This is a genomic window from Segatella salivae F0493 (genome assembly GCF_000477535.1).
Taxonomy (GTDB): Bacteria; Bacteroidota; Bacteroidia; order Bacteroidales; family Bacteroidaceae; genus Prevotella; species Prevotella salivae.
This window is the reverse complement of the sequence record NZ_AWGW01000007.1, coordinates 359,330-384,191: the sequence shown is the minus strand read 5'-3', so window position 1 is coordinate 384,191 and position 24,862 is coordinate 359,330. Positions and strand designations below refer to the sequence as shown.

The 24,862-nt window shown below is 52.1% G+C and carries 34 protein-coding genes; 12 read left to right on the top strand and 22 right to left on the bottom strand.

All coding sequences use genetic code 11. The features are described from left to right. Window positions 1-70: 70 nt before the first annotated feature. Window positions 71-337, bottom strand: coding sequence for a hypothetical protein (locus HMPREF9145_RS13390; RefSeq protein WP_147785728.1), 267 nt, complete (start codon window positions 335-337; stop codon window positions 71-73). Window positions 338-681: 344 nt separating this feature from the next. Here HMPREF9145_RS13390 and HMPREF9145_RS13920 point away from each other — a divergent pair, with 344 nt between their 5' ends. From HMPREF9145_RS13920 to HMPREF9145_RS04180, 9 genes are all read left to right on the top strand, one after another. After that, window positions 682-897, top strand: a complete 216-nt coding sequence (locus HMPREF9145_RS13920; RefSeq protein ID WP_081697686.1) for a hypothetical protein — start codon at window positions 682-684, stop codon at window positions 895-897. A 12-nt stretch (window positions 898-909) separates the two neighbouring features. Beyond that, window positions 910-1,131: a hypothetical protein gene (locus tag HMPREF9145_RS13915; RefSeq protein ID WP_081697685.1), complete on the top strand. Its 222-nt coding sequence runs from the start codon at window positions 910-912 to the stop codon at window positions 1,129-1,131. A gap of 21 nt (window positions 1,132-1,152) precedes the next feature. Continuing rightward, window positions 1,153-1,401 carry a DUF6926 domain-containing protein gene (locus HMPREF9145_RS04205; RefSeq protein WP_021824975.1) on the top strand — a complete coding sequence of 83 codons (249 nt, stop codon included), beginning with the start codon at window positions 1,153-1,155 and terminating at the stop codon, window positions 1,399-1,401. Between the two features lie 13 nt (window positions 1,402-1,414). Continuing rightward, window positions 1,415-1,837 (top strand): PcfK-like family protein, encoded by a 423-nt coding sequence (locus tag HMPREF9145_RS04200; protein ID WP_021825151.1) that lies wholly within the window; start codon window positions 1,415-1,417, stop codon window positions 1,835-1,837. Continuing rightward, window positions 1,834-3,099 (top strand): PcfJ domain-containing protein, encoded by a 1,266-nt coding sequence (locus tag HMPREF9145_RS04195; protein WP_021825074.1) that lies wholly within the window; start codon window positions 1,834-1,836, stop codon window positions 3,097-3,099. Before HMPREF9145_RS04200 ends, HMPREF9145_RS04195 begins: the two co-directional genes overlap by 4 nt. An 11-nt stretch (window positions 3,100-3,110) precedes the next feature. Then, window positions 3,111-3,332, top strand: a complete 222-nt coding sequence (locus HMPREF9145_RS12695; protein WP_081697684.1) for a DUF3873 domain-containing protein — start codon at window positions 3,111-3,113, stop codon at window positions 3,330-3,332. Continuing rightward, window positions 3,329-3,574 (top strand): DUF6956 domain-containing protein, encoded by a 246-nt coding sequence (locus HMPREF9145_RS04190; protein ID WP_052026738.1) that lies wholly within the window; start codon window positions 3,329-3,331, stop codon window positions 3,572-3,574. Before HMPREF9145_RS12695 ends, HMPREF9145_RS04190 begins: the two co-directional genes overlap by 4 nt. A 57-nt stretch (window positions 3,575-3,631) precedes the next feature. Continuing rightward, window positions 3,632-3,946, top strand: a complete 315-nt coding sequence (locus HMPREF9145_RS04185; RefSeq protein WP_036906452.1) for a hypothetical protein — start codon at window positions 3,632-3,634, stop codon at window positions 3,944-3,946. A 116-nt stretch (window positions 3,947-4,062) separates the two neighbouring features. Next, complete coding sequence (locus HMPREF9145_RS04180; RefSeq protein ID WP_036906450.1) at window positions 4,063-4,284, top strand: DUF7688 family protein; 222 nt, start codon at window positions 4,063-4,065, stop codon at window positions 4,282-4,284. Between the two features lie 45 nt (window positions 4,285-4,329). Here HMPREF9145_RS04180 and cap12 read toward each other — a convergent pair whose 3' ends face one another. The 21 genes from cap12 to HMPREF9145_RS04075 all read right to left on the bottom strand — a co-directional run bounded on the left by cap12 (window position 4,330) and on the right by HMPREF9145_RS04075 (window position 20,379). Then, the gene (gene cap12 / locus HMPREF9145_RS04175) at window positions 4,330-5,268 is read right to left on the bottom strand and encodes a CBASS system CD-NTase-associated NAD(+) hydrolase Cap12 (protein WP_021824954.1); all 939 of its coding nucleotides are present in this window, start codon (window positions 5,266-5,268) and stop codon (window positions 4,330-4,332) included. Beyond that, on the bottom strand, window positions 5,265-6,302 hold the full coding sequence (locus HMPREF9145_RS04170) for a hypothetical protein (RefSeq protein ID WP_021825084.1): 1,038 nt from the start codon (window positions 6,300-6,302) through the stop codon (window positions 5,265-5,267). The genes cap12 and HMPREF9145_RS04170 overlap by 4 nt, the downstream gene beginning before the upstream one ends. 82 nt (window positions 6,303-6,384) lie before the next feature. After that, the gene (locus HMPREF9145_RS04165; RefSeq protein ID WP_036906449.1) at window positions 6,385-6,900 is read right to left on the bottom strand and encodes a glycoside hydrolase family protein; all 516 of its coding nucleotides are present in this window, start codon (window positions 6,898-6,900) and stop codon (window positions 6,385-6,387) included. Further along, the gene (locus HMPREF9145_RS04160; RefSeq protein ID WP_036906543.1) at window positions 6,900-7,400 is read right to left on the bottom strand and encodes a DUF3872 domain-containing protein; all 501 of its coding nucleotides are present in this window, start codon (window positions 7,398-7,400) and stop codon (window positions 6,900-6,902) included. The genes HMPREF9145_RS04165 and HMPREF9145_RS04160 overlap by 1 nt, the downstream gene beginning before the upstream one ends. A 2-nt stretch (window positions 7,401-7,402) precedes the next feature. After that, window positions 7,403-8,275 (bottom strand): toprim domain-containing protein, encoded by an 873-nt coding sequence (locus tag HMPREF9145_RS04155; protein WP_021825160.1) that lies wholly within the window; start codon window positions 8,273-8,275, stop codon window positions 7,403-7,405. A gap of 8 nt (window positions 8,276-8,283) precedes the next feature. Then, window positions 8,284-8,859, bottom strand: a complete 576-nt coding sequence (locus tag HMPREF9145_RS04150) for a conjugal transfer protein TraO (protein ID WP_036906446.1) — start codon at window positions 8,857-8,859, stop codon at window positions 8,284-8,286. Window positions 8,860-8,863: 4 nt separating this feature from the next. Then, a complete protein-coding gene (traN, locus tag HMPREF9145_RS04145; protein WP_036906443.1) occupies window positions 8,864-9,853 on the bottom strand; it encodes a conjugative transposon protein TraN in 990 nt (329 codons plus the stop codon). A gap of 62 nt (window positions 9,854-9,915) precedes the next feature. Next, on the bottom strand, window positions 9,916-11,262 hold the full coding sequence (traM, locus tag HMPREF9145_RS04140; protein WP_021824983.1) for a conjugative transposon protein TraM: 1,347 nt from the start codon (window positions 11,260-11,262) through the stop codon (window positions 9,916-9,918). Further along, the gene (locus HMPREF9145_RS04135; RefSeq protein WP_036906540.1) at window positions 11,243-11,563 is read right to left on the bottom strand and encodes a TraL conjugative transposon family protein; all 321 of its coding nucleotides are present in this window, start codon (window positions 11,561-11,563) and stop codon (window positions 11,243-11,245) included. The genes traM and HMPREF9145_RS04135 overlap by 20 nt, the downstream gene beginning before the upstream one ends. 5 nt (window positions 11,564-11,568) lie before the next feature. Further along, the gene (traK, locus tag HMPREF9145_RS04130; RefSeq protein ID WP_021824925.1) at window positions 11,569-12,192 is read right to left on the bottom strand and encodes a conjugative transposon protein TraK; all 624 of its coding nucleotides are present in this window, start codon (window positions 12,190-12,192) and stop codon (window positions 11,569-11,571) included. Window positions 12,193-12,233: 41 nt separating this feature from the next. Then, window positions 12,234-13,238, bottom strand: a complete 1,005-nt coding sequence (traJ, locus tag HMPREF9145_RS04125; protein WP_021824950.1) for a conjugative transposon protein TraJ — start codon at window positions 13,236-13,238, stop codon at window positions 12,234-12,236. Between the two features lie 3 nt (window positions 13,239-13,241). Continuing rightward, window positions 13,242-13,871 carry a DUF4141 domain-containing protein gene (locus HMPREF9145_RS04120; RefSeq protein WP_021825033.1) on the bottom strand — a complete coding sequence of 210 codons (630 nt, stop codon included), beginning with the start codon at window positions 13,869-13,871 and terminating at the stop codon, window positions 13,242-13,244. Window positions 13,872-13,877: 6 nt separating this feature from the next. Then, the gene (locus tag HMPREF9145_RS04115; protein ID WP_036906537.1) at window positions 13,878-14,231 is read right to left on the bottom strand and encodes a DUF3876 domain-containing protein; all 354 of its coding nucleotides are present in this window, start codon (window positions 14,229-14,231) and stop codon (window positions 13,878-13,880) included. Between the two features lie 78 nt (window positions 14,232-14,309). Then, window positions 14,310-16,817 carry a TraG family conjugative transposon ATPase gene (locus tag HMPREF9145_RS04110; RefSeq protein ID WP_021824899.1) on the bottom strand — a complete coding sequence of 836 codons (2,508 nt, stop codon included), beginning with the start codon at window positions 16,815-16,817 and terminating at the stop codon, window positions 14,310-14,312. Next, on the bottom strand, window positions 16,814-17,146 hold the full coding sequence (locus tag HMPREF9145_RS04105) for a DUF4133 domain-containing protein (protein ID WP_021824845.1): 333 nt from the start codon (window positions 17,144-17,146) through the stop codon (window positions 16,814-16,816). Before HMPREF9145_RS04105 ends, HMPREF9145_RS04110 begins: the two co-directional genes overlap by 4 nt. Window positions 17,147-17,157: 11 nt before the next feature. Beyond that, a complete protein-coding gene (locus HMPREF9145_RS04100; RefSeq protein ID WP_021825124.1) occupies window positions 17,158-17,469 on the bottom strand; it encodes a DUF4134 domain-containing protein in 312 nt (103 codons plus the stop codon). 211 nt (window positions 17,470-17,680) lie between these two features. Then, window positions 17,681-18,397 carry a hypothetical protein gene (locus tag HMPREF9145_RS04095; protein ID WP_021824997.1) on the bottom strand — a complete coding sequence of 239 codons (717 nt, stop codon included), beginning with the start codon at window positions 18,395-18,397 and terminating at the stop codon, window positions 17,681-17,683. After that, entirely contained in the window at window positions 18,394-18,639 is a 246-nt protein-coding gene (locus HMPREF9145_RS04090; RefSeq protein WP_036906439.1) for a DUF3408 domain-containing protein, read from the bottom strand. Before HMPREF9145_RS04090 ends, HMPREF9145_RS04095 begins: the two co-directional genes overlap by 4 nt. Before the next feature lie 42 nt (window positions 18,640-18,681). Then, window positions 18,682-19,176, bottom strand: a complete 495-nt coding sequence (locus HMPREF9145_RS04085; protein ID WP_036906436.1) for a DUF3408 domain-containing protein — start codon at window positions 19,174-19,176, stop codon at window positions 18,682-18,684. Between the two features lie 31 nt (window positions 19,177-19,207). After that, on the bottom strand, window positions 19,208-19,615 hold the full coding sequence (locus HMPREF9145_RS04080; RefSeq protein WP_021824984.1) for a DUF3408 domain-containing protein: 408 nt from the start codon (window positions 19,613-19,615) through the stop codon (window positions 19,208-19,210). A 2-nt stretch (window positions 19,616-19,617) separates the two neighbouring features. Continuing rightward, window positions 19,618-20,379 (bottom strand): ParA family protein, encoded by a 762-nt coding sequence (locus HMPREF9145_RS04075; protein WP_021825156.1) that lies wholly within the window; start codon window positions 20,377-20,379, stop codon window positions 19,618-19,620. Window positions 20,380-21,081: 702 nt separating this feature from the next. On the opposite strand from HMPREF9145_RS04075, the gene mobA reads away from it, so the two are divergent. The 3 genes from mobA to mobC are packed head-to-tail and all read left to right on the top strand — an operon-like array spanning window position 21,082 to window position 24,800. Continuing rightward, the gene (mobA, locus tag HMPREF9145_RS04070; protein ID WP_036906433.1) at window positions 21,082-21,507 is read left to right on the top strand and encodes a conjugal transfer protein MobA; all 426 of its coding nucleotides are present in this window, start codon (window positions 21,082-21,084) and stop codon (window positions 21,505-21,507) included. After that, on the top strand, window positions 21,486-22,760 hold the full coding sequence (gene mobB, locus HMPREF9145_RS04065; RefSeq protein ID WP_036906430.1) for a conjugal transfer protein MobB: 1,275 nt from the start codon (window positions 21,486-21,488) through the stop codon (window positions 22,758-22,760). Before mobA ends, mobB begins: the two co-directional genes overlap by 22 nt. Before the next feature lie 33 nt (window positions 22,761-22,793). After that, window positions 22,794-24,800, top strand: coding sequence for a conjugal transfer protein MobC (gene mobC, locus HMPREF9145_RS04060; protein ID WP_021824815.1), 2,007 nt, complete (start codon window positions 22,794-22,796; stop codon window positions 24,798-24,800). The last annotated feature ends 62 nt before the right edge of the window (window positions 24,801-24,862 follow it).

The window sequence follows — 24,862 nt, the reverse complement described above, 5'->3', positions numbered from 1 at the left end:
CGCATATCCGCATCAAACCGAGGGTTTGACGATGGATGTGCGGATTATCTTTCTTACGGCACAACCGCCTTTACCACTTGCGCCTTTTGTTTCTTGTTGAAAGCGGAATTGTAATAGGTACAGCCAACCACTTGCCGCTCACGGGTGAGCCACAAAAGGTTGTCCGTACCGCCGAAGCCTGAGAAGAATGTCCGTATGTGTCTGTCCGAACAAGTCGGATAGGCATATACGGACACACTTCTTTTGTGGGCTTCGGCTTGTTCACGCTTTCAAGCGAGTCTCCAAAGGTTACGCTGTTTATGTTTTCATGCAGTTTCGCATTTTGGAGATGTTCCATTCAATCTGCCTCTTGTTACGCTTACCTCCATTTTGCGACTTCCAGACGGCGCATCAGGTGGTCATTCTCGTTCGGCCGCAAAGGTAACTCCGGGATTTGTCGGAAAAGCAAGGTCAAGCCTCCTGTTTTGCGAGAAAAATCTCCAGCCCTACGGGTAGTATTTTTCCCGAAAAACCTTGCATTTCCGAATCCCTACCTTGATGGGGCAACCGAAACGAAAACGACCGATGCGACAGGAAGACGCATAAAAAAATGTCGGATAACCGAGAGGCAGATAAGAAGTTTTGAAACTCAACTCCCTCAGCTCTTGGATCCGCATATAAGAATTAAAAACAGAACAGACAATGACAGCAGCAATGGACATCAGACAGACGGCACATTATATGGCGGTGGCGATATGCACCCTCATCGTGCAGACGTTCCTTTGGATCATCGGCATCCTTTGGAGCGTCATCAGAGAGATTGTGAACGGAGTGTTCCGAGTGGTGATAAGCGTGATAGTGCTCATGCTCTCCCTCATCACCTTCTTCGGGCTTCTCCTTTGGTTACTCACCCTTTAACACCCTACGGCAATGGCAAAGAGAACATGCAAGACGGCAGCGCAGCAGTGCAGGTACTACGAGGTGGACAACATCTTCGAGTATATGGTGGAAACCTACATCAACGGCAACCACAGCACGTTTAGCGAGTTGTACCACGAACTGAACAAGGAGGCACGGCAGGACTTCGTGGAGTTCCTTTTCAACGAGGTCAATCCGCAGTACCACAGAGAGATTATCAAGCGAATGTTATAACCCCTATAAACTGACAGCGATATGAACAGAACGACAGAGAAGATACCCACATGGAGTTTGTGCTACCTCATCAATGGCGATGCAACGGCACTGACAGATGATGAAATCCGAATGGTGGACGAGTGGGTCAGCCAATGGCAGGTGGAAATCGTTTCGCCCCTCATGGACGAGGACGGCAGCACGCACCCCTACTTCAGCCACTACCCCCTCTTTGGACTGCCCACCGAGGTGGAGGACTGCGAGATACTTTACAAGAACGATAACCTATAAAACAGCAAGCGACATGAAAGGAACAGACCATTTCAAGAGAACGATACAGATGTACTTGGAGCAGCGTGCAGCGGAGGACGAACTCTTCGCCAAGAACTACCACAACCCTGCCAAGAACATCGACGACTGCATCACCTACATTCTGAACTACGTGCAGAAGAGCGGCTGCAACGGCTTTTCGGACGGAGAGATTTACGGACAAGCCGTACACTACTATGACGAGAACGAGATAGAGGTAGGCAAACCCCTGCAATGTCAGATAGCCGTGAACCACGTGGTGGAACTCACCGCAGAGGAGAAGGCGGAAGCACGTCAGCGAGCCATCCGCCAATACCAAGACGAGGAACTGCGCAAGATGCAGAACCGACAGAGAGCAAGGGCAGCCAAGCCACAGAAACCCCAAGTTGAACCCTCCTTATTCGATTTTGAAGTATGAGACCGAGAAACAAGTTTGAGAAAGCGGTGCTTGCCGAGAGCAGGTACCTGCGCCCCATCAGCAAACGACAACTGAAATGGGCATTCCGTGAATGTGTAGACCACTATGCCTACCGGCTACCCAAGGGACGCACCACCTGCATGGACTGCGGACACACATGGCAGACAGACGGCACAGCACGCACCTGCATCTGCCCCCACTGCAAGGCACGCCTGCAGGTGAAGAACACCTTGGAGCGCAAGTTGCAGCAGAAGCAGTATTTCACCCTACTCACCACCTGCGGAGAGTGTCAAGTGCTACGCATGTACCTCCTCATCGTGGAAATGGAGAAAGGCTGCAAGGCGACTCCTACTGCCCTTGAGATAGGCGGCTATTGGTGGAACAAGCAGGGCAAGCGCACCATCGTAGCCATACAGCGCACGTTGGGCAGATACATTGACACCTTCACCTTTGCCTCACCCATGGCAATCCGTGGTGACAACCTTGCCTACCAGCATATCGCCCACATGCCCCTCTGCCCCGAATACAAGGCGGTGGACGAGCTGCGCAGGAACGGCTTCCGTGGCGACTTCCACGACATCGTACCCACAAAACTTATTCCTGCACTCTTGTCTGACAGCCGTGCGGAAACGCTGATAAAGGCAGGGCAACACCCCATGCTGCGCCACTACCTCAACTCCTCCTGCAACATCGAAAACTATTGGGCATCCGTGAAAATCTGCATCCGCAACGGCTACACCATTCCCGACGGCTCTCTATGGTGCGACACGATAGACCTCCTGCGCCACTTCGGCAAGGACATCCGTCAGCCGAAGTACGTCTGCCCGACCGACCTCAAAGCCCTCCACGACAAGTTGGCCGCAAAGAGGCAGGAGCAGTTGCAACGCGAGCGGACAGCGGAGGAACGAGAGCAGGCTATCAAGGACGAGAAGAAGTTCCTCAAAGAGAAAGGCATGTTCTTCGGACTTGTGTTTGCCGATGAACTCATCTCCGTCAAGGTAATAGAGAGCGTAGAGGAAATGATATTGGAGGGCAAGGCGATGCACCACTGCGTAGGCACGTACTACAAGCGAGCCGACTCCCTCATACTCTCCGCCACCATTGACGGCAAGCGCATCGAGACGATAGAGGTGTCGCTGAAGACCCTCCAAGTGATTCAGAGCCGAGGCGTGTGCAATGCCAACACCGAGTATCACGACCGCATCATCAATCTTGTAAACAACAACATCAACCTTATCCGTCAGCGGATGAAGGCAGCGTAATAGAAACGATTATGACTACACAAATGACCATCAACGGACTCAGTACCTGCACAGCGGCAGGTACTGAGAAGTACGAGAAATATCAATCGGGTATCGGCAGACGCAAGCGTACCCTCGTGCAATTCGACTACCGCCACACGGACGGAGAACTTTTCTCCTGCGTAAAGCCCACGTTGGACGAGTGCCGACAGAAACGTGACGAGTGGCTGAAAAGGAAGGAGGACAGACTATGAGCGAAGCCTATCAAACACTGATTGTCAAGTTCAATGAGCCAATCACAACATTGGACGGAATGTTTGACGATGCCGAAGCATGGGGAGTGTCCACCTTGAAAGAGTGGATAGACAACTACGAGAGCAGCCGTTTCACCGCCATTGACCGCCATACGGCAGTCATCACGAGCGAGTACAACATGGAATGTCTGAAAGAGTGGTTGGAGAAGTACACATCTATCACTGAGAAATTAGAGTATTGAGAAATTCACTTGCGTTTAGGCGGTGTCCGCACCGCCTAAACCTAAAACCAAAAGGCAATGAATACGATAGCACGGACTATATTGGAGCAGATAGGCGGCAAGCGTTTTGCCGTCATGACAGGCAGCAGGGATTTTGTGGATATGGGCAACGGACTGCGCATGAGCCTTGCGAGGAACAAGACCAGTGCCAACCGCCTTGACATCATCTATGATGCAGGGACTGACCTCTACAACATGCGTTTTTTCCGCAAGACGTTCAGCAAGAAGACCTTCGAGAGCAAGGCAATGGACGTAGAAGTACATGAAGGCATCTTCTTCGATATGTTGGAAGAGGTCTTTACGCAAGTGACGGGACTCTATACGCACTTTTGATATGTGGGCGGCGCAAGCCGCCTACTTTCTTTCATGAGCAGGGCAAGCGGAAAAGAAAGTAGCAAAGAAACCTTTGTGCCAATCTACGATCGTATTCACAAAAACAAATTTTAATCATGGAAACAATCAGACAGAACGAAAAAATCATCTTGCACAGCAATGACGGAATAAGCATAAAGATGATTTTCAGAAACCTCACGGTCAGAAATTTTCAAGATCAGGAATATGTGGAATATATCCGGCATATCGCAATCAGGGACATGGGATTCTCTCCCGGCATTATCGAGCATTGCAAGGATGATGAGGTAATCGGTAAAGGAACAATCCCGAATGTATGAAAACTAAAACTCCGATGAAGCCGTAACTTCATCGGAGTTTTAGTTTTATTCAATTATTACACATTCTCTACAAAAGGCATCCTCGTTGATTAATAGTTGCAAAACTCTTCGAAAATTATTCATCTCATTCTCTTCGGCAAGTTCTTGTTCGATTTTCTTCCCTATATGTCCTACACGGAAATACATGTCGATTGCCTTGTCTATACCCGTTAAAATAGTTGGCATATCATAGATTTCTAAAGAATCGTCACCATCTTTTGTCGCAAAATGAATAGGGTAACTTCTTTGTTTTGTGTCAATCTTAGTCTCTTTTAACCCCAATTTCTTGTAATACAACATCGCACTCTTTTTAATATCTGCATCAAGAGAGTTCGGCATCACAATTTTTAAGATACCCTTGTCGTATTTGATGCCGTCAATCTCCAATCCAGGCGTGTTTTCTGTAAGCCATTCTGCTGCAAGTTTTACAAATCCTTCAAAATAAGAAATTGCTAAAACGGTTGATGGCAAGAGTCCTAAATGCCCAAGATTAATATTTTCGTCAATTTGTTTTTTTAATTTAGCCAAACCTATTTCCAGTGAATCTGTAGCTACTTTATTTCCCTCTGCATCAAATTTCACTTCATACCGTGTGTTAGTTATACCTAACAAATCGGTAGGTATTTTTGCTTCTTGTTGAGCTATTACAAATGCTCGATCCAATCCTACACGACCAAGGAAAAGACCATATTCAAATAAGACATTATCACGGGCTGATTCAAAATGTGTATCTCTGACAATAAGTTCGTCATCAGCAGAAAATACCATAAAACCGAAATCAAATAGACTGGCAGATTTAACCAATGTTTCTAAAAAAGATTCATTGTTCTTAAAGATATTGTCAGTCCAAAGATAACAATCGTAATTCTCCTTAAAAAAGTCTTTAACTCGTTTAGCTACGTCAAGACCTTCGCTTGACGAACCGATAAATATTCTTGGTTTCATATATTACCTAAATCCTTATTTATTTTATAAACTTCGTCTTCCAATACTTTTAATGCCGCAAGTTTTTCTGGCTTATCTTTAAAAACATATTCGTTTCCAACCACTGACTTCAGGTCATCTTGCTTGCCGTCATTCCATAAATGGAACATCGTATGCCACAAGATATAAACCAAATCCTTGTATTCTTTTTGTACGTAATCTTGTACTGGTATTGAGTAGCAGATAGCATTGATTTCAAAACTTGTAAGTGGGATATCTTTCTCAGAATCTGTACGAACATTTTTTAGAAACCTGATCATTCTTTTCAAACGTCCATTTGTATCTGCACTTCTTTGGTTTATTCTTGATATGCTTAGAAACGGATAATCCGGTCCTTCAGAAAGTCCAGTGCTTTTATTATATATTTTTATGCCACGTTCATTCTCTGGCATTCCATCCAATACATAATCCAATGATTGAAACCATGATGATGTTACAATATCTACATCTCGATGAAGATTTTGATTAGTAATTTTCACAGCCTTTGGCTTTGATGTGTCACATATAGTATATGTACGTGACATTATCTTTTCAATCTGTGTCCGCAAGGATGCCATATCCTGAGAACTATTTCCCTCATATTGAGAAAATGAGTTATCGAACTGACACAATCTGCCAATTTGACAGTCATTATATTTCCATGTTTTCGCTAATTCTTGTCTTACCTTAAAAATGTCTGTTCCGACAAATTTCTCACATAGTACAAGCAAGTCTATATCACTAGCTCCCCTTATGTGTGTATCTGTCATAACAGAGCCTTGGTATTCATACGATACATTCGTTAGAGATTCTCTCAGATGCTGTTTAACGACCTCCCCTGCGGCTTTGGTACGTTTTGTGTATTCATCATCAACCGCCTTCATTGCACGCATTACATACCTTGCCACATCTTTATCATATGCAGACTCTCCACTGAACATCCTTTGCTCTACGAGCACTGAAGAATCTGGATTGTATCGATTATTTATTTGTCTCAGTTTTTGGGAATAATCCATATTTTTACGCTTTTATTACAAAAAGTGCAAAAAGCGTGCCAAATGACAAAATGGCACGCCTAACTATTATTTATCAGTTCTTTTAAGGCTCGTACAGTAGCGCAAACTCCGCCTTCCTGCGTTTGAGCAGCATCTTGTGCCGTTTCCCCTTGTAGTTGCAGAAAGCGATGTACTCCTGATAGATGTTGCGGTCGCCAGCCTCTAACTTCCTTATCAGCGTGCTTTTGGGTATCTTGTTGCTTCCCAAGAGCCGATATGGTCCGACATTGTAGGCAAGTGTGGCAAGCAAAAGAGAATCTTTCCCAAACTTGCGGAACATGGCACAGAACTTCCGCAAATCCTTCCGCAGCAACGCCTCGCCCTGCTTGCGTGTCATAGTTCTTGCGGAATACCTTTCTCCCGGTTGCAACTGATGGCCATATGCTACATACGGATGATGTATTTCGGTATGCCAGCCCTCGAAGAACTTGATGCAGCGCACCGCCCTCTCAAACCGTGGCAGGCGATAAATCCTTGCCGCCTCTGTGCGGTCGCCCTGTGCAAGCAGAGGGCAGACCGTAAGGAGCGCACAGCAGATTGCCATGAATATCCGCATCATCACGACAAGGGCTTGAAGTTACTGATGGGGACAACAGACAGCGTATCGTCCTTCGCGTTCTGGTTGTTGAAGTCAAACTCCATCTCGTAGGCATTCCCGAAATTGTCCTCCACCACCACGATGAAGTTCTGTGCCTCGCTGCATCCCGATGTGTAATACAGGCGGAACTTCTCATTTTCGAGCAGGTAGCGGTCGTTGGGCAGGAACGTAATACCGTTGTCCATTTTCAGCATACCCTCACCCTCAAACTGGAAATAGCGGATGGTGTAGAGCGCATTGGTATAGTTGCCCTCCTTCTTCATCTCGCAGCGTATCTCCACCGTCTGCCCCTTTGTCACTTTGTTGGGAACGGGCATCGTCTCCACCGTGAACGGATAGGACTGCTGGATCTCCAGCTCGTCGTCGCAGGAGGCGAGGAAACACCCCATCAGCCCCACGAACAGGACGGTTGCCATACTCATAAGTTTCACTCTCAGGTTCTTGATATTCTTGATGTTCATTGTCATTCTTTGTTTTGATGGTTACTGATTTTCTGTTTGGCCACAAGGTACTCGTTCAAGTCCTTGTAGCCCGAATAGAGTCCGGAATGGTCTGCCACACGCTCCCCAAAACGCTTACGCAGGACTTCCACCGTCCTGTGTCCAGCATCGTCATGGTCGAGGTGGCAGACTATTTCTTGGTAATCCTCCAAGGCAGGTATTGCCTTGTCCACATTGGCTACGGAGTTCAGCACAAGGCTGTCCTCCTCATTCCCGATGCCCAGAGTCAGTGCAGAAAGCCAATCCATAAAGCCCTCGTAGAGGTGGCAGCTACTGCTTCCCTGTCTGAATGAAGTGATGTCCTTTGGAGGTATGCACCCCTTGAAAAAGCGGTTGCGCAGCTCAAAACCACCGCAACGATTTCCGTAACCGATGGAAAAATACCGCTTTCCGTAGAGCCGGAAATGGACTTCCTTGCAATGCCGTTGGGCAATCGCCGGAGCAATTCCACGCTCCTCCACATACGAGAGCAATGCCCGATGACTTAACGGCCTTATCTCCATCTCCTCAAAGACAGGCTTCTTTTCCACGGTCTTATGAGGACGAGGTTCTATCTGCGGAAGCGGAACAAAGCCCGCTTCCGTTATGAATCTTGCCTGCTCCATGAAGTCGCTGCTACGGACAAACTCGCCTGCCAACGTGAAGATGTCACCGCCTTTGCCAAGACCGAAGTCATACCAAAGTTGCTTGTCCACGTTCACACGAAACGAGGGAGTGCGTTCCGTGCGGTAAGGTGCGGCATACCACCATTCATTGCCCCTCATCCTCAGCGGCTCGTGTCCGAGCCTTGCAAGAAAATCGGCCAGCGGTATCTGCCTCAATGCGTCAATCTCCATACACCATATCAGTTAATGATGAACTTCACGCCCACGCCGAACTGCGTATGGAAATGCCCTGTGGAGTTGCCCCAGAGACACCGTTCCCGAAGGTTGGCGAGCAGGGCTACACGGTCGGCCACATAAAACTCCACATCGAGTGTCAGCGCACCGCCATAGATGAAGGAAGCTTTATCGTGGAGCATCGCCCCGTCGTACAGCACCTTGTCGCCCCAGTTCACCGTCTCATAGCCTGCAAGAGCCGAAGCCCCAGCATAGACAAAGAGCACCTTCCTTGCGTCCGACAGCACTTTCAGATAGTAGCCACCCTCCGCCGTAAACTGCGCCACGGGTATCTTCTTCTCCTTGTAGGACTGGTTCTTCAGCAGGTATTCGCCACCGAACACCCACTTGTTGCCCCCTTTGGTATAGGTGGAGAGAATTGCACCAAGACTGTACCCGCCATCGTTGCCACCAAGTTTGAAGCCGTCCGCCATGTTCGCCTTCACCTCAATGCCCTGCATTTTCGGCAGGCATCGCTGGGCGTGCGCCTGCCCCGTGAAAAGGGCAAGCGACGCGATAATCATAAAAAGACATTTCTTCATAGAGTCAGCGCACTTGAAGTTCGTTGATGGTATTGGCACGCACCAAGTCCTCGTTCTCAATCACGAAGGATTGGTGACGGCCACCGTTCTTCTCGTTCAGTTCCACCACGAGGCACTTGTCGTCGGGGATGGTGAACTTCGCCATCGTGAACACTGTGCGCTCGCTCTTCTTGCCCGGCACACAGGTAGCATAGTTCTGCGCACGGAGCGGCAGGATAACCTGCTCCTGCACGGCGGTGCGCTTCGCCACCTTCTTGTCCACAATCTTCCATGTCACATAGTCCACATCAAACGGCACGTTGCTCTGGTTCTTGATTTCCGTGTGGAAATACAGCAGTCCGTTGTGCGTATAGATTCCTTTCAGTAGGTACTGTATGCCGAAACGCTTGCAGCCGATGTGCTTCACCTCACGCTTGTTCTGCTTGTGGATGGACTTCATGATAAGTCGCACCAGCATCGGACTCTCGCTGCCCAGTTCCTTCAGGTAAATCTCCTGCGCATTGTTCGGACGGTTCACCGCCTCGCCGTCATAGATGAAGTCGCACATCTCCACGTTGAGCAGCAGCGGCTCCTTAGCATATTTCACGTTGAAGGTATAGAAACTGCCGTCCTCCGTGATGACGCTCATGTTCGTCTCGTTCTTGAAGTTCTTCACGGTCGCCTTCACACGGATCACGTTCTCCGCACCGTCCGCCTTGCCCGCTATCAGGTTGGGCGAGCCCAAATCCACATAGCGCACCTCTGCCGGGAAGATGATGTGTACGGTTTTGTCGTACGTCACCTCCAGCCCGTGGGGTGGTATCATGCGGTCGAAGGTCAGCTTCTTCGTCAGCCCGTGATACAGGTCGCCCTCCGTCTCCTTCTGCGGATAGACCTCCTTGGTCAGGGTAGGCTGTCCGTCACTCCCGTTGCTCTCATTCACGGTCTTGTTCTCCTGCGCATTGGCAGTTACGATGCCCATCGCGAGGGCAAGAATCATGATTGCTTTTCTCATTTCACTTTGGATTTTAGTGGTGAATAAAAATTGGATTGTTGTTACTTTATCTTTTATATTTCTCAGTCTCTGTCCTGATACAGCATCACCTTGTAGCCCGCTTTCAGATGCACCTTCACCGTACGCATCTTCTTGGCGATATACTGACTTGTGCCTTGTATCAGTCCTTTGCCGAGGTCGGAGGCCAACTGTGCCCCCGCATTGGTGGAGATGTTGATGCTGCTGCCGAGCGAGCCGCCCATGTTGGCGGCAACCTCCCGCACCGCATCCATCTCCATAGAGCCGGGGATGAAGATACCCTGCTGCCCGTCCGTGTCATAGACCGAAAGCTCCACAGGCACGATAGTCCCCTCATGCTCTATTGAGGTGATTTCGATGTCGAGGCGTTCGCCCTGCACACGTGCCGCCCCTACCACCACTGCATTTCGGGGAATAATCCGTTCCGCCACGGCCATCGGCTCCAACAGGCGCAGCTTCACCGCCTGCCCGTCCGTCACGCTCTGCGCTCCATAGACGCACGCCGATATGGTGTTCTTGTCCGTCACCCCGACCTTGCCCACAGCGGTGTTGAAACCATAATTTCGCTCCTGCGCATTGGCGGCGACGAACTCCTCGTTACTCATCGGCTGTCCGAGGGCGGATACCACCTGCTTCGTCACCTGTCTTACGGGACTGACAGCATTCTTTCCTGCTTTGCTCACAGTGGCAGGCATTGCCTCCTGTTTGGGTTGTCCGCCATTCTGACCGCCCATATATTTTGCCGCCAGTTCGTAGGACTTTTCCATGAGTGCCACTTGGTCGTCCATATCGGAAGCCTTGTCTTTCTCGCTTTCAAGTTCTGATTCCAGCGAGGCAATGCGCTCCAGCAGCTCCTCCATCTCCGCATTTTCCTCCTTTGGCTGCTCATAGAAACTGCCAAGCGTGGTGTTCAAGTCACGATAGGCGGTGGCAGACGAACGGATGCTTTGCGGCGCCAGGGGCTTGCTCTTTTCCACACTGTCATTATCGGTCAGGCTGAAATCCGCAGAGGATTCGTTTCCCGCTACTTCACGGTCGAACATATCCCCCAGCTCCATCATCGAGCGGTTGCGGTTTTCCTTGCGTTCCTCCATTGCGCCCTGCTCATAGGCCTTCGCCTTGTCGCCGATAATCTGCCTGTCCGCCTTGTCGGCATCCGGCATCTCCATGTTGTAGCCGTCCATGCCCGGCTCTTTCGTCCCGTCAGACGATGGGGCGAAAATCAGCCACATCGCACCGAGGAACGCCAGCACCATGGCAGGCAGCACAATCATCTTCTGACGTCTCAGCCGTTCCGCCTCCGTGAGTGGTGTGCGCTCCTGCTTAGGCTTTTCCTTGCTTTTCTCCTTGTCAGGAGTCTTGTCCTGTACTTCAATCTTCGTCTGTTCCATATAAATAATAATAAGGTGTTGTGTGATTACTAACTGTGGGCTTGATGGACAGTTCCACCTGCCCTGCATGGTCTATCTCCATCTTCCGGCTTTCGTCCCTTCCGACGTCATAGACGGCTTTGCCGAAAGTGTAGAGGGCAAGCACCGCAAAGGCGACGAGCATTCCCAATACGATGCGTCTCTTCGTCGGCTGTGGCAGACCCTCCAGCCGGTCCTTGACCAGCTCTGTCATCTGTTTCCTTTTGTCGTGGAGACTCCAGAAGAGCCTCCACGCCGATTTCCTGATTCTGTTTTCTTTCATACCCGTCATCGTTTGATTGTCTGTAAATCCTTGTTCTCAATGATGGTGAATCCCTCGATGGTGAAGCCGTTGGGATTGTCGTCCGAACGCGAGGCGTTCAGCAGGCGGCATGTCGTCACAAGGCTGCGCTCCGTGATGTTGCTCTGTCGGATAATCTGCTGTCGTGCGTAGGTCGTGGCACGGTACGGATAGCCGTTGAAGTCGCACACAACGCTGTCCACCTTCAGCACCTGATTGATGTTGCCTGCGATGATGCGGTTGTAGTAACCCTTCTCCGCAAAGTCCGAATAGTAGTTGTACACGCTGCGGTCAGCCAGCAGCAGCGCCCGCTTCACGTTGTGCTCTATCGCACTCTTCTCCGGCGAGAGCGTGAAGAACAGCTCGTGGAAGCGGCGCACATGCTCCCTCGCCTCCGCCGGACGGTTCTGCGACAGATCCTGCGAGAGGGCCAGCATCAGCGACTTCCCGTTGTCCAGCACATAGATTTTCTCCCGCTGCTTCTCCGCAAAACGGTAGGAACTCCACACGCTCCACACCGTCACCACGGCACACAAGGCGAGGAACACCATGCTGAACAGGCGAATCTGCCTGAACGATGTCTCGATGTTCTTTAATGACTTGAATTCCATTTTCTTGTTTTCTCCTTGTTTTGATGTTACACATACTTTCTTTATCTCAGCAGTTTCCCGACACGTCCGGCCACATTGCCAGCGGTAGCACCCGCCACGCTGCCGGCGAAGCCGCCAGCCTTACCAGCCGTCTGGTTCACGTTGCGCCCGTAGTTGCCCATGCCTCCGGCCTGGATAATCCAGCCTGACACGGTGGGGATGGTGAAGTAGCCGATGATGCCGATGATCATGAACACGATATACACCCCGTCGCTCGAATCCAGCGAGAAGTTCGGGTCGGCCTGCATCCGCTCGATGTCGCTCTGCAGCATCAGCACCTGTATCTTGGCCAGTATGGTGCTGAACATGTCCGACACGGGCAGCCACAGATACACCTGCACATAGCGGCATATCCACTGCGTCAGCGTGCTCTGGAAACCGTCCCACACAGAGATAGCGAAGGCTATCGGCCCAAGTATCGACAGCACCACGAGGAAGAACGTCCTCAGCGTGTCTATCACGAGGGCAGCGGCCTGAAACAGCAGTTCCAGCAACTCACGGAAGAAGTCGCGCACGCCCTTCTTCATCTGGTACATGCTCCGCTCGATGTACATCCCAGCCATGGTGACAAGGTCGTCGGGCGACCACCCCAGTTCCTCCAGTTGCTTGTCGAACTCCTCGTTCGACACTAAGTAGGCCGTCTCGGGGTTGCGCTTCATCGCCTCGTATTCCAGCTTGTCCTTCTGCTCCCGGTACTCGTTCATGTCCAGCGTCTCCGCCTCCAGCATCTTGGCCGTGCCCTGCACAATCGGCGAGAGCACTCCGCTGAGCGTGCCCAGCACCACCGTGGGGAAGAACATGATGCACAGCCCTATGGCAAACGGACGGAGCATCGGGAACACGTCAATCGGTTCGGCCCGCGCCAGCGACTGCCATACCCGGTAGGCCACGTAGAAGAGTGCGCCCAGTCCGGCGATGCCTTTCGCCACGCCCGCCATGTCCTCGCACAGCGGCATCATCTCGTCGTAGAGCGACCGCAGTATCTGGTGAAGGTTCTCGAAATCCATAGGCTACCAGTATCTTTCGTTCGCACTGCCGTAGAGCCCCATCACGCGGTCGAGGTCGTTCTTCTTCTTCGCCCTCAGGTAGCTCACGCTGATGTTCTTGTTGGTGTAGTAGCTCACGAGGTTGCGGTACCGCTTCATCTTCTGGTAGCAGCCCTCCACCACGTCCATGCGGTCCTTGTCCGTCATGGAGAGCGTGGTGATGTTCACCACGTTCTTCAGCTCCGTCAGCACGTCGCCCGTCTCCTCCAGCAGCTTGGTGTAGCCGAAGGCGATGGCAGAGAGTTCCTCCACCGTGAAGTTCTCGTCGCGCATCATCTTCTGGAAGCTGTTCACGTAGATGTCCGTGATGTCGCCCACCATCAGGATGGTCTGCTGCACCTTGCGGGCATCCTTGACGAGGTTGTTCACCGACTTCAGGGCATCGTAATACTTCTTGCCCTGCTCGTAGATTTTCACCGTCTCCTGAAAGTTCTTGACCATGTGGGTCGCCGTCGTCGATGTGTGCGCCACGTTCTTGGAGGTGTTCACGATGCTTTGCGCGATGTTGGACGGGTCGATGACCGTCCACTGTGCGCTTGCCTTGCCCGCCGTCAGCAGGCACAGGCAGATAAGGATTGTCATTCTTGCTTTCATTGCTCGCTATTGTTTGGTCTGTTCCTGTCTTACTCTTACATAGTCCCCGTTGGGCGAGAAGGTCAGCACGTCCGTCTCCTCGTTGTAGGCCACGTCGATGCGGAATCCCGTATTCATGAAGAGGTTGCCGTTCTCCATCTGCAGGAGGTAAGTCTGCGGTTTCAGCTCGCGTCCCAGCCCCTTGCGCTTGAACACCGTCACCTTGTATGCCTTGCCCTCCTTATAGATGAGCACGTCGGGCTTACCCTCCACGCTCTCCCAGTTGCCGCAGAGGGCGGGACGGTCGTCCCTTGCTGCCTCACTGCACGACTGCATGGCCATACTCGCCATTCCCAGCACGATGCCGCAAAGGAGCAGCATCTGCCTGCTTGTTGTCTTCAATCTTCTTCCCATGTTCTGAATCATTGTTGAATGTGATAAAATTGGTTGTGATAAATGTCATGTCTTGCTTGTCCTTCTTTTCTCCGCCAGCTGCCGGATGGCGGCTTCGATGTCTCCGCCCAGTTGCTCCGCCAGCCGATAGACCTCTACCTTCTCCGTTTCCTCGGTGGTGTAGGCAAGGTATTCCTCCGCACTCACCTCGGTGGCATAGACCGCCGACTGCGTGCCGCCCAGCCCGATCCACACCTCCTTGTAGAGCCTTGACGGGTGGTTGGCCATGTTGATGGAGAGAATCTGCGACTTCTCCTTCTCCGTCAGTCCGAGCAACGCCTGTATCTGGTCGAACTTGTTCATGTACTTCCGTTGGTCGAGCAGTATCTTGCAGTCGGAGTTGTTGATGATGCTCTCCTTCACCACGGGTGAGGAGATGATGTCGTCCACCTCCTGTGTCACCACGATGGCCTCGCCGTAATACTTGCGCACGGTCTTGTACATGTACCTCAGGTATTCCGCCATGTTCGCCGAAGAGAGAGCCTTCCATGCCTCCTCCACAATCAGCTGCTTGCGCACGCCCTTCAATCGGCGCATCTTGTTGATGAAGGCCTCCATGATGATGATGGTCACCACGGGGAACAGCTCACGGTTCTCCTTGATGCTGTCAATCTCGAAGACGATGAACCGCTTGCCGAGCAGGTCGATGTTCTCCGTGGAGTTGAGCAGGAAGTCGTAGCGTCCGCCCCGGTAATACTGCCGCATGGTGGTGAGCATATTGTCGATGTTGAAGTCGGACTTCTCCACCTTTATCTCCCGCTCCGCCAGTTCGCGGCGGTAGTCGTCGCGCATGTACTCGTAGAAGGTGTTGAACGAGGGAGTGATGCTCCGGTCTGCCCTGATGCGCTCGATGTAGGCGTTCACCGCACTGCCCAGCTCGCCGCTCTCCGTCTTCGTCACCTTGTCGTCTTCCGACTTCCAGAGCGTCAACAGCAGCGTCTTGATGCTGTCCTTCTTCTCCACGTCGAACACATAATCATCTGTATAGAACGGGTTGAACGAGATAGGCTTCTCCTCCGTGTAGGTGAAATATACGCCGTCCTCGCCGTGGGTCTTGCGCCGTATCATCTCGCATAGTCCCTGATAGGAGTTTCCCGTATCCACCAGCACCACGTGCGTGCCCTGCTCGTAGTACTGGCGCACGAGGTGGTTCATGAAGAACGACTTGCCGCTGCCCGACGGGCCCAGCACGAACTTGTTGCGGTTGGTGGTGATGCCCCGCTTCATGGGCAGGTCGCTGATGTCGAGGTGCAGGGGCTTGCCCGTGAGCCTGTCCACCATCTTGATGCCGAAGGGCGAGAGCGAGCTGCGGTAGTTGGTCTCCTCCGTGAAGAGGCACACGGCCTGTTCGGTGAAGGTGTAGAACGACTCCTCCGCAGGGAAGTCCGCCGCATTGCCGGGCATCGCCGCCCAGTAAAGCGTGGGGCAGTCGATGGTGTTGTGGCGCGGCATGCACTCCATGCCTGCCAGCTGACTGCCCACGTCGTTCTTGATGTGGCGCAACTCCTCCGCATCGTCGCTCCACGCCATGACGTTGAAGTGCGCCCTCACTGAGGTCAGTCCGTAGGAGTGCGCCTCGTTCAGGTATTGCTCTATCCACTCACGGTTGATGCTGTTGCTTCTACTGTATCGGGAGAGCGACTGCATGTTACGGGCGGACTTCTCGAACTTCTGCAGGTTCTCCTCGCTATTGTCGAGAATCACATACTGGTTGTAGATGTGGTTGCAGGGCAGCAGCAGTCCCACGGGACTGGCAAAGGAGAGACGGCAGTCAGAGCGGTCGGTGGAGAGTTTCTCGTACCTGACATCGGTGGATACCTTGCCGGGCAGGTCTTCCGCATCGGAGAGGGTGTGCAGGCACAGGCGGTTGTCGCCGATGCGCATCTCCCTTGCCGAGAGGTCGATGTCCTGCAAGGTGCGGTCGCCTTCGGGCATGAGGGAGAAATAACGCTCTATGAGTCCGGCCTTGTCCTCCGTACCGACAATCTCATCGGTTGTGAGACGGCGCAGCCTGATGAAGCCGCTGTCGTTCATGATGCGGGCGAACTGTTCCGTAGCCTCCATGAATTTCTCCGCTGTCTCCCTGTCCAGTTCCTTGGGGATGATATGCCCACGGCACAGCGTGCTGAAGTTGCTCTGTATACGGTTGCGCTCCTTCGTGGTCTTCGTAAGGAAGAGGTAGCAGGTGTGCTTCAGGTAGGGACGCTCGTTGAAGTGACGCTCAAACGAGCGGCTCAGGAAACTCATGTCGTCCTTGTGAAGTTCCGGCTGATAGCGTTCCTTGATGAACCAGTCCTGCTTGTGGACGATGGAATAGTCGGGCAGCACCTTGATGGCCTTGCACCAGCAGCCGTGTATGGCCTCGTATTCCGCACCCGTCACAGTGTAGAGTTCCGGCAGCTCCACCTCGTAGGCGACCGTGAGGTCGGCATCCTTTGAGACGATACAGCCGTGCTCCACCGCCAGCAGGGGAAACTTGTTTTCCAGTGTTGTCATTTTGGATATGTTCCTCATTCTTGTTCCGTTTTCTGTTTGTTCTTGAATAATCGGGTTATCCGCCGTCGGTTGATAAGGTATCGGGGGTGGCTGCGTGCCGCTCCCAGCTTCATCAGTCCGTGCTCGCCGTACCGGGCGTTCAGTGCGAAGGTCTGCCATACGAGGATGGACGACGACACCGCACCGAAGCCGATACATATCCACTGGCCGATGCCGACCATGTAGAGGATGACGAAGAGGATGAAGAGAGCCAGCAACCCACCTGCGAAGATGAACAGGTATTGAGCCTTCAGACCTTTGAACTCAACCGGACGGCCGATGCCCTTGTTGATGGGGTATTCAGCCATACATTATTATATTATAGGAAGAACGAGCGCAGAATGGTGGCTGCCACGATGAGGAAGATGCACGCTCCAAACCAGCTTGCGGCGGTCTTGGAGGTGTCGGGGTCGCCCGACGAGAACTTGCCATAGACCTTCACGCCGCCGATGAGTCCGACCACTGCGCCGATGGCGTAGATGAGTTTCGTGCCTGGGTCGAAATACGAGGTGACCATGGAGGTGGCTTCGTTGATGCCTGCCAGTCCGTTGCCCTGTGCGAATGCTGTTGCGCTTGCAGCGATGAGGAGTGCTGCCGAGAGGATTGTTCTGATACTGTTGTTCTTGTTCATATTGATGTTCTATTTTGTGCCCTCAAAGGGTGGATAGTCCTTGTCGGGCGGGTTGATAATGATTTACTTTATTCGGATATAGTGGTGTCGCCCTTTTGTTTCCACGGACTTAGGCTGTCCGTTTGCGGTCTGGATGTACCTTGTACCGCTCTGCCGCTTTGTTGTTGCATTACTTTCTATTCATTCTTTTTTTCGTTGCAATGGTTATACGTTATACATAGTCCCGGATGTTGAAGTCCTCCAGTTTGTCGGGGATGACGAAATCTTTCTTCGGCTTCTTCAGGCGAATTTCCATCAGTCCCTTGATGCGGATACTTACTTCCGTACTTCCGGCCATTAGTTTCTCATAGAGTTCCGTGTCCTCCAGTTCTGCGAAGACCTCCCTCGCTTTCTGCTGTTCCTTGCCCGACGGGTTCTTCTTGGTGGCTATGTGGACAGCCTCACCAATCTCGTCAAAGCTGAAACCAGAGGCTCGCGGACGTTCGCTTTCTTCTTCCGGCTCATCATCCGAATAACCCAGCTCGTCCGGTGAAAGGCTCTTGAAAGCCTTGTCGAGTTTCACGTCCGGGATGCGAGCGGAGTCCGTTTCTTGCTCGCTGTCTTTGTTTTCGCTTTCAAAAGTAATGTCGTTTTCCGACATCTCCACACCTTTTTCGGAAGTGGAATCCTTTGGCACAGGGGTGGCAGCGGTTGGCCTCGGAGACTGCATTCTGAACTTGCTTTTCCCGATAATCTCATTGTCGAAAACTGGAGATTGGGACATCGTTGGCCTTTCCTCCGCCGTTTCATGAAGCGACTTCCATACATCGGCAATGCCTCTCAGGAGTCTTGCCGCCTTGGTGTCGGCTATGCGGTCTGCAAGAAGCAGCAGGATAAACCAGACATTGCAGACAATGGACACGGAAAGCAGGATATAGGTGATGCTCATAATCTTGCCTTCAATGCTTCGTTCAATACTTCGTTGAAGGTTGTCCCGTGCATGCGGAAGTGGTCTTCCAGCACATTGTGGAGATAATCCGCTATGGTAATCTCACCTCGACAGCCGAGATTAGCCATCAGACTTATTTTCTGATGAAATTCCTCGCAGATGTAAACTTGCTTGCCGTCTCTTGCTTTGATGCCAGCCTTCTTAATGAACTTGTTGAAAATGCTTCTGAGATTCTTCTTCATTGTCTTGTAAATTTAGATGTGAATAATTTGATTGCCCCGATTTTATGCTTTAGATGCGATACACTGCACATCATTGATCTCGCAGAGTTTGCTCTGCAATACGTTTTTCACGTAATCGTCCACGGTACATTTGCCGTCTCCCATGACTTGGATGATATTCTCTATCACGGCATAAGTTGTCGGACTGATAGGAATAGGACGGGTATTCGCCTCGCGGAGTTGGTACTTCAATATGCTTTCCACAAAGGCGTCCACAGTGCAGCCGTCTGTCTCCATACCATGAATCAGACCCTCTATCATGTCATAGGTCGCTGCGCTGATAGATATAGACCGGGATTCCTTACCACTGAGACCATGCTTCAGCACGTTCTCCACAAAATCGTCCACGGTACAGCTGCCGTCTCCCATGACTTGGATGATTTGCTCTATCTTGGCATAAGTCTTCGGACTGATGGCCACTGGCATGGCATTCTTCTTGTTGATGCCATTGCTCTTCAAAAACACGCTACGGTAATTGCTCACTTGATTCTTCTTCATTGTCTTGAAATTTTTGATGTTAATACTGTTGTTAAATCAAATTGTCTCTTTGTTTCTTGTACAGTTCGTTGATGCGGTCCTTGTGCTGTTGCAGGTGGAACCGCAGGACGGTGTCGATGTATCCGCCCACTGTCGTGTCCTCCGGGGCGATGCTGTTGACTATCTTCAGGATGACGCTGTGGACATCCCTGCTGATATACACGCACTGCCGGGTCTTGATTTCGTTGCGACCGAGATATAGCCCGATATAGTCATCGTCCTGCTGTTTCTTTTTGCCGCCCGCATCGCGCCTCGTTGGAGCGTAGGACTTTTCTTCCTGTCCTTGCACGGACTGTTCTTGTACGGGAGGAGGCATCTGTTCCTCGCTTCTTTTCTTTCCGATGGAGGCAATCAACAGTTCCTCGTCAATGCCTTCCGTATTCACTTTTCTGCTTGCCATAATTACGGGTTGTTTATGATGTTACTGATTTCCTCTGCAAATTCCTTGATGCCGCTCCCCTTCAGCAGGGCGGAGTCCATCGGGAAGATGGTGGAACGGAACACGCCCTTCCGTTCTTCCGAAAGGTCACGGCGGTATTTCTTGCTGTCGGGCAGTCGTGTGGATAAGACCGAAAGCCCCATCTCCGCCATCACGTCCTCATAGACCTCATACAGCCCGTTCTTCTCCCTGCCGTCAACCATCGTCCAGAACAGGTGGAAGGCTTTTGTCTTCGCCCTGCCTGTCGTCATCAGGTTGTCCTTGAACATGGTGGCGAACTGGAGCGTGCTCTCCACCACGAAACGGTCTGCACTGACTGGGGCGAAGATGTAGTCCATCTGCGAGAGCGTCTTGACCACGCCATTCGCCTTCAGCGTGCCGGGCATGTCGAAGAACACCACATCGGGCTTCACCTCCTCGTTTGCCAGCAGTTTCTCCGCATCGTCCAAGGCGTTCACCGCATCGCTCTCCACTATCGGATAGGCATGCTTCTTGATTTTGCGGAAATGGTCGCAGGCCAGTGCCTTGAAGTAGAGGCTTTCCTCTATCAGTTTCAACTCGCGCTCACGCAAACCGTGAATGCTGTGCTGCGGGGCATCGCAGTCCACCACCGCCACATTCAGCCCCATCACATTGTGAAGGTAACTTGCGGCAAGGGCAGTGACGGTGGATTTGCCGATGCCTCCCTTCTGTGTCGCAAAGGCGACGAAGATTTCTTTACTCATGTCTTCTCGTTTTTGAATGATTACTTACTCGTTTTATTGTCTCTCTATGGGATTGCATCCCGGTGTCTTCATTTATGCGGATGATTGGTTTGTCGCTTCAACGGCTTTCCCCTTATCCGGTTCTTCGCCTGTTTGAATCCCCACTGAATGACGGCATGAAGTCATTGCGTCATTACGTATGCGCTTCATCGTATCAGTGGATTGCCGGACCTTTGAAAATCCGCTTTTCCGCTTACCCGTCAAACCGGTTACGCATGGATTTGAACAGTCGGTTTTCTACGTCCGCAAATCATCCGTGAACTGAATCACGATGCAAAAGTATAGGCATTTTTTCATATCCGTATCACTTTCGGAATGAGTGGCAGCGAGTGGCACAGGGTGGTAGCGGTTGGCACAGCAAAAACGCTGATTCAGAGGCGAAAATAGCCGTAATTTTGCACCCAAGCGACAGGGCTTGCCCTTGGAACACTGCCACCAGGGTTATCAGGCAATACACCAATCCGTCCGAAGGCGGATTTTTATTGGCATTAGCCAATAGCAAGATGTCTTTTCAGTTACTCAAAAGGATTTGAGTTACCCGAAAAGCTCTCGCCCCACTGACGAGGGATGGCTCTTCCTCCGAAGTCGGGAAGCCTGATGAAAACCGATGGTTGGAGGCCCAGAAAGGGGACCTTGGCGCAAAACCACTAAATCCAATCAATAATGCAGAAAGAGAAAAGAAGAACGGGGCGATGCCCCAAGTTGGACACGAAGACGCACTGCGTGATGGTACGCTTCGACGACGGCGAGTGGAACAGGTTCCTCGCCATGCACGAGAAATCGGGTGTCTATGCCAAGGCGGTATTCCTGAAGGAGCAGTTCTTCGGCAGGACGTTCAGGGTCGTCACGATGGACAAGGGCTTGGTGGACTATTACACCAAGCTGTCGGATTTCCATGCGCAGTTCCGTGCCATCGGTACGAACTACAACCAAGTCGTGAAGGAATTGCGGTCGCATTTCTCCGAGAAAAAGGCGATGGCGTTGCTCTACAAACTGGAGAAATGCACGGAGGAACTGGCGGCGTTGAGCCGCAGGATTGTGGAACTCTCAAAAGAAATGGAGGAGAAATGGTCACCAAAATCAGTTTAGGGAAGTCGCTCTACGGTGCCCTCGCCTACAACGGGGAGAAGATCAACAAGGAGCAGGGTCGGCTGTTGGCCACCAACCGCATCTTCAACGACGGGAGCGGCACGGTGGACATAGCCAAGGCGATGGAGGGCTTCATGGCCTTCATGCCCGCCACGGTGCGCACGGAGAAACCTGTGCTGCACATCTCCATCAATCCGCATCCCGATGATGTGCTGACGGACACGGAGCTGCAGGAGATAGCACGGGAATACCTCGACCGTCTGGGCTACGGCAACCAGCCTTATATGGTCTATAAGCACGAGGACATTGACCGCCACCACCTTCACATCGTCACCATCAATGTGGACGAGAGCGGCAGGCGACTCAACCAGGACTTCCTCTTCCGCAGGAGCGAGCGCATACGCAAGGATCTGGAGCGGAAGTATGGGCTGCACCCGGCAGAGCGACGAGGCGAGCGCATAGAGCGTCCGCTGCACAAGGTGGACACTTCGGCAGGCGATGTCAAAAAGCAGGTGGGTAACATCGTGAAGGTGGTGAACAGGCAGTACCGCTTCCACTCACTGGGCGAATACCGTGCGCTGCTGTCGCTGTACAACGTGACGGTGGAGGAGACGCGGGGCATCGTGCGTGGACGGGAATACCACGGGCTGGTGTTCTCCGCAACGGATGATGCAGGCAACAAGACGGGAAATCCGTTCAAGTCCTCGCTCTTTGGCAAGTCAGCCGGATATGATGCGCTGCAAAACAAGTTTGCACGCTCCAAAAAAGAGATAAAGGACAGGAAACTGGCTGAAATGACGAAGCGCACTGTATTGGCGGCTCTGGAGGCGACTCACCACCAGGACCGCTTCATCGCCCTGCTCAGGGAAAGAGGCATCGACACGGTGCTGCGACATACGGAGGACGGGCGCATCTACGGCGTTACCTTCATCGACCACCGCACGGGCTGCGTGCTCAACGGCTCACGCATGGGCAGGGGATTTTCGGCCAATGCCTTGCAGGAACACTTCACGCTGCCATTCGGCAACAACGAGCCGATAACGATGACTGTACCTGCAGAAGAGAGCGTTCCTTCTGAAGAAAGAAACGCTGTCATGCCGAAAGCAGAGGAGTACACCGCTGACGGTTTCCACATCTCAGGCGCAGGGCTTTTCTCACCCGACGGTTCTGGTATCGACCCCGAAGAGGAGGCGTTTATCCGTGCCATGCAGCGGAAGAAGAAAAAGAAAAAGCGCAAGGGACTGGGAATGTAATCAAAGTATCAACAATCAAAAAAGAATCAAGGTATGTCACAAGAAGACGATTTGAGGGCACTGGCGAAAATCATGGATTTTCTGCGTGCTGTGAGTATTATACTGGTAGTGATGAACGTGTATTGGTACTGTTACAGTGCCATACGGCTGTGGGGTGTGGACATCGGTGTGGTGGACAGGATTCTGATGAACTTCAACCGCACGGCGGGACTGTTCCACTCCATCCTCTACACGAAGCTGTTCGCCGTACTCCTGCTCGCCCTTTCCTGCCTCGGCACGAAGGGCGTGAAGGGAGAGAAAATCACTTGGAGCAGGATTTGGGCGGCACTGGCAGCAGGCAGCGTGCTGTTCTTCCTCAACTGGTGGATATTGGCGTTGCCACTGCCCACGGAGGCGGTGGCGGGCCTGTACATCGCCACCATCGGCATGGGCTACGTCTGTCTGCTGATGGGCGGGTTGTGGATGAGCCGCCTGCTGAAGCACAACCTGATGGAGGATGTGTTCAACACGGAGAACGAGAGTTTCATGCAGGAGACAAGGCTGCTGGAGAACGACTATTCCGTGAACCTGCCCACACGCTTCTACTACCGCAAACGCTGGAACAGGGGCTGGATCAACGTGGTCAATCCCTTCCGTGCCTCCATCGTACTGGGCACGCCGGGCAGCGGTAAGTCGTATGCCGTGGTGAACAATTTCATCAAGCAGCAGATAGAGAAAGGATATTCGATGTATGTGTATGACTTCAAGTTCCCCGACCTCTCCATGATTGCCTACAATCATCTGCTCAACCACCCGGAGGGGTACAAGGTGAAACCGCAGTTCTACGTCATCAACTTCGACGACCCTCGCCGCAGCCACCGCTGCAACCCCATACACCCGGATTTCATGACCGACATTTCGGATGCCTACGAGAGTGCCTATACTATCATGCTCAACCTCAACCGCACGTGGGTGCAGAAACAGGGCGACTTCTTTGTGGAATCGCCCATCATCCTCTTCGCTGCCATCATCTGGTTCCTGCGCATCTATCAGGACGGCAGGTATTGCACCTTTCCCCATGCCATCGAACTGCTCAACCGCCGCTACGAGGATGTGTTTCCCATCCTGACGAGCTATCCCGAACTGGAGAACTATCTTTCGCCCTTCATGGACGCTTGGCAAGGGGGAGCGATGGAACAGTTGCAGGGACAGATTGCCAGCGCGAAGATTCCGCTCTCACGCATGATTTCGCCACAGCTCTACTGGGTGATGTCGGACAGCGAGTTCACGCTCGACATCAACAACCCCGAAGAACCGAAGATTCTCTGTGTGGGCAACAATCCCGACCGCCAGAACATTTACGGTGCGGCACTCGGATTGTATAACTCCCGCATCGTGAAACTCATCAACAAGAAGGGGATGCTGAAATCGTCGGTCATCATCGACGAGCTGCCCACCATCTATTTCAAGGGACTGGACAACCTCATCGCCACGGCACGCAGCAACAAGGTGGCGGTGTGTCTGGGCTTTCAGGATTTCTCGCAGCTGGTGCGTGACTATGGCGACAAGGAAGCAAAGGTGGTGATGAACACCGTCGGCAACATCTTCTCCGGGCAGGTGGTGGGCGAGACCGCCAAGACGCTTTCGGAGCGTTTCGGCAAGGTGTTGCAGAAACGGCAGTCTATCTCCATCAACCGTCAGGACGTCTCCACCTCCATCAACACACAGATGGACTCGCTCATTCCGCCGAGCAAGATTTCCGGCCTCACGCAGGGCATGTTCGTGGGTGCGGTCAGCGACAACTTCGACGAGCGCATCGAGCAGAAGATTTTCCATGCGGAGATTGTGGTGGACAACGCAAAGGTCGCCGCCGAGACGAAGGCCTACAAGCCCATTCCCGTCATCACGGACTTCACGGACGAGCAGGGCAACGACTGCATGAAGGAGAAGGTGCAGGAGAACTACAACCGCATCAAGGACGAGGTGAAGCTGATTGTCAAGGACGAGCTGGAGCGCATCGCCAGCGATGAAAGCCTGAAGCATTTGCTGCAGAATAAGTAAGAACGATTAAGGGAGAGCCAATCCTTCGTTGACTCTCCCTTAATCTGTATTTATAGCAGGGT

Coding starts and splice junctions, on each gene's coding strand:
- mobC (WP_021824815.1), top strand. CDS start 22,794: ATGTCACAAGAAGACGATTTGAGGGCACTGGCGAAAATCATGGATTTT.
- HMPREF9145_RS04085 (WP_036906436.1), bottom strand. CDS start 19,176: ATGAAGAAGAATCAAGTGAGCAATTACCGTAGCGTGTTTTTGAAGAGC.
- traK (WP_021824925.1), bottom strand. CDS start 12,192: ATGGAATTCAAGTCATTAAAGAACATCGAGACATCGTTCAGGCAGATT.
- HMPREF9145_RS04075 (WP_021825156.1), bottom strand. CDS start 20,379: ATGAGTAAAGAAATCTTCGTCGCCTTTGCGACACAGAAGGGAGGCATC.
- HMPREF9145_RS04180 (WP_036906450.1), top strand. CDS start 4,063: ATGGAAACAATCAGACAGAACGAAAAAATCATCTTGCACAGCAATGAC.
- HMPREF9145_RS04115 (WP_036906537.1), bottom strand. CDS start 14,231: ATGCTGCTCCTTTGCGGCATCGTGCTGGGAATGGCGAGTATGGCCATG.
- HMPREF9145_RS04080 (WP_021824984.1), bottom strand. CDS start 19,615: ATGGCAAGCAGAAAAGTGAATACGGAAGGCATTGACGAGGAACTGTTG.
- HMPREF9145_RS04155 (WP_021825160.1), bottom strand. CDS start 8,275: ATGGAGATTGACGCATTGAGGCAGATACCGCTGGCCGATTTTCTTGCA.
- HMPREF9145_RS04205 (WP_021824975.1), top strand. CDS start 1,153: ATGAACAGAACGACAGAGAAGATACCCACATGGAGTTTGTGCTACCTC.
- HMPREF9145_RS04100 (WP_021825124.1), bottom strand. CDS start 17,469: ATGAACAAGAACAACAGTATCAGAACAATCCTCTCGGCAGCACTCCTC.
- HMPREF9145_RS13915 (WP_081697685.1), top strand. CDS start 910: ATGGCAAAGAGAACATGCAAGACGGCAGCGCAGCAGTGCAGGTACTAC.
- HMPREF9145_RS04110 (WP_021824899.1), bottom strand. CDS start 16,817: ATGAGGAACATATCCAAAATGACAACACTGGAAAACAAGTTTCCCCTG.
- HMPREF9145_RS04195 (WP_021825074.1), top strand. CDS start 1,834: ATGAGACCGAGAAACAAGTTTGAGAAAGCGGTGCTTGCCGAGAGCAGG.
- cap12 (WP_021824954.1), bottom strand. CDS start 5,268: ATGAAACCAAGAATATTTATCGGTTCGTCAAGCGAAGGTCTTGACGTA.
- HMPREF9145_RS04170 (WP_021825084.1), bottom strand. CDS start 6,302: ATGGATTATTCCCAAAAACTGAGACAAATAAATAATCGATACAATCCA.
- HMPREF9145_RS04095 (WP_021824997.1), bottom strand. CDS start 18,397: ATGAGCATCACCTATATCCTGCTTTCCGTGTCCATTGTCTGCAATGTC.
- traM (WP_021824983.1), bottom strand. CDS start 11,262: ATGGAACAGACGAAGATTGAAGTACAGGACAAGACTCCTGACAAGGAG.
- HMPREF9145_RS04150 (WP_036906446.1), bottom strand. CDS start 8,859: ATGAAGAAATGTCTTTTTATGATTATCGCGTCGCTTGCCCTTTTCACG.
- HMPREF9145_RS04190 (WP_052026738.1), top strand. CDS start 3,329: ATGAGCGAAGCCTATCAAACACTGATTGTCAAGTTCAATGAGCCAATC.
- HMPREF9145_RS04105 (WP_021824845.1), bottom strand. CDS start 17,146: ATGGCTGAATACCCCATCAACAAGGGCATCGGCCGTCCGGTTGAGTTC.
- HMPREF9145_RS13920 (WP_081697686.1), top strand. CDS start 682: ATGACAGCAGCAATGGACATCAGACAGACGGCACATTATATGGCGGTG.
- HMPREF9145_RS13390 (WP_147785728.1), bottom strand. CDS start 337: ATGGAACATCTCCAAAATGCGAAACTGCATGAAAACATAAACAGCGTA.
- HMPREF9145_RS04165 (WP_036906449.1), bottom strand. CDS start 6,900: ATGATGCGGATATTCATGGCAATCTGCTGTGCGCTCCTTACGGTCTGC.
- HMPREF9145_RS04185 (WP_036906452.1), top strand. CDS start 3,632: ATGAATACGATAGCACGGACTATATTGGAGCAGATAGGCGGCAAGCGT.
- mobA (WP_036906433.1), top strand. CDS start 21,082: ATGCAGAAAGAGAAAAGAAGAACGGGGCGATGCCCCAAGTTGGACACG.
- HMPREF9145_RS04200 (WP_021825151.1), top strand. CDS start 1,415: ATGAAAGGAACAGACCATTTCAAGAGAACGATACAGATGTACTTGGAG.
- HMPREF9145_RS04160 (WP_036906543.1), bottom strand. CDS start 7,400: ATGAACATCAAGAATATCAAGAACCTGAGAGTGAAACTTATGAGTATG.
- traJ (WP_021824950.1), bottom strand. CDS start 13,238: ATGGATTTCGAGAACCTTCACCAGATACTGCGGTCGCTCTACGACGAG.
- HMPREF9145_RS04120 (WP_021825033.1), bottom strand. CDS start 13,871: ATGAAAGCAAGAATGACAATCCTTATCTGCCTGTGCCTGCTGACGGCG.
- HMPREF9145_RS04090 (WP_036906439.1), bottom strand. CDS start 18,639: ATGAAGAAGAATCTCAGAAGCATTTTCAACAAGTTCATTAAGAAGGCT.
- mobB (WP_036906430.1), top strand. CDS start 21,486: ATGGTCACCAAAATCAGTTTAGGGAAGTCGCTCTACGGTGCCCTCGCC.
- HMPREF9145_RS12695 (WP_081697684.1), top strand. CDS start 3,111: ATGACTACACAAATGACCATCAACGGACTCAGTACCTGCACAGCGGCA.
- traN (WP_036906443.1), bottom strand. CDS start 9,853: ATGAGAAAAGCAATCATGATTCTTGCCCTCGCGATGGGCATCGTAACT.
- HMPREF9145_RS04135 (WP_036906540.1), bottom strand. CDS start 11,563: ATGAAAGAAAACAGAATCAGGAAATCGGCGTGGAGGCTCTTCTGGAGT.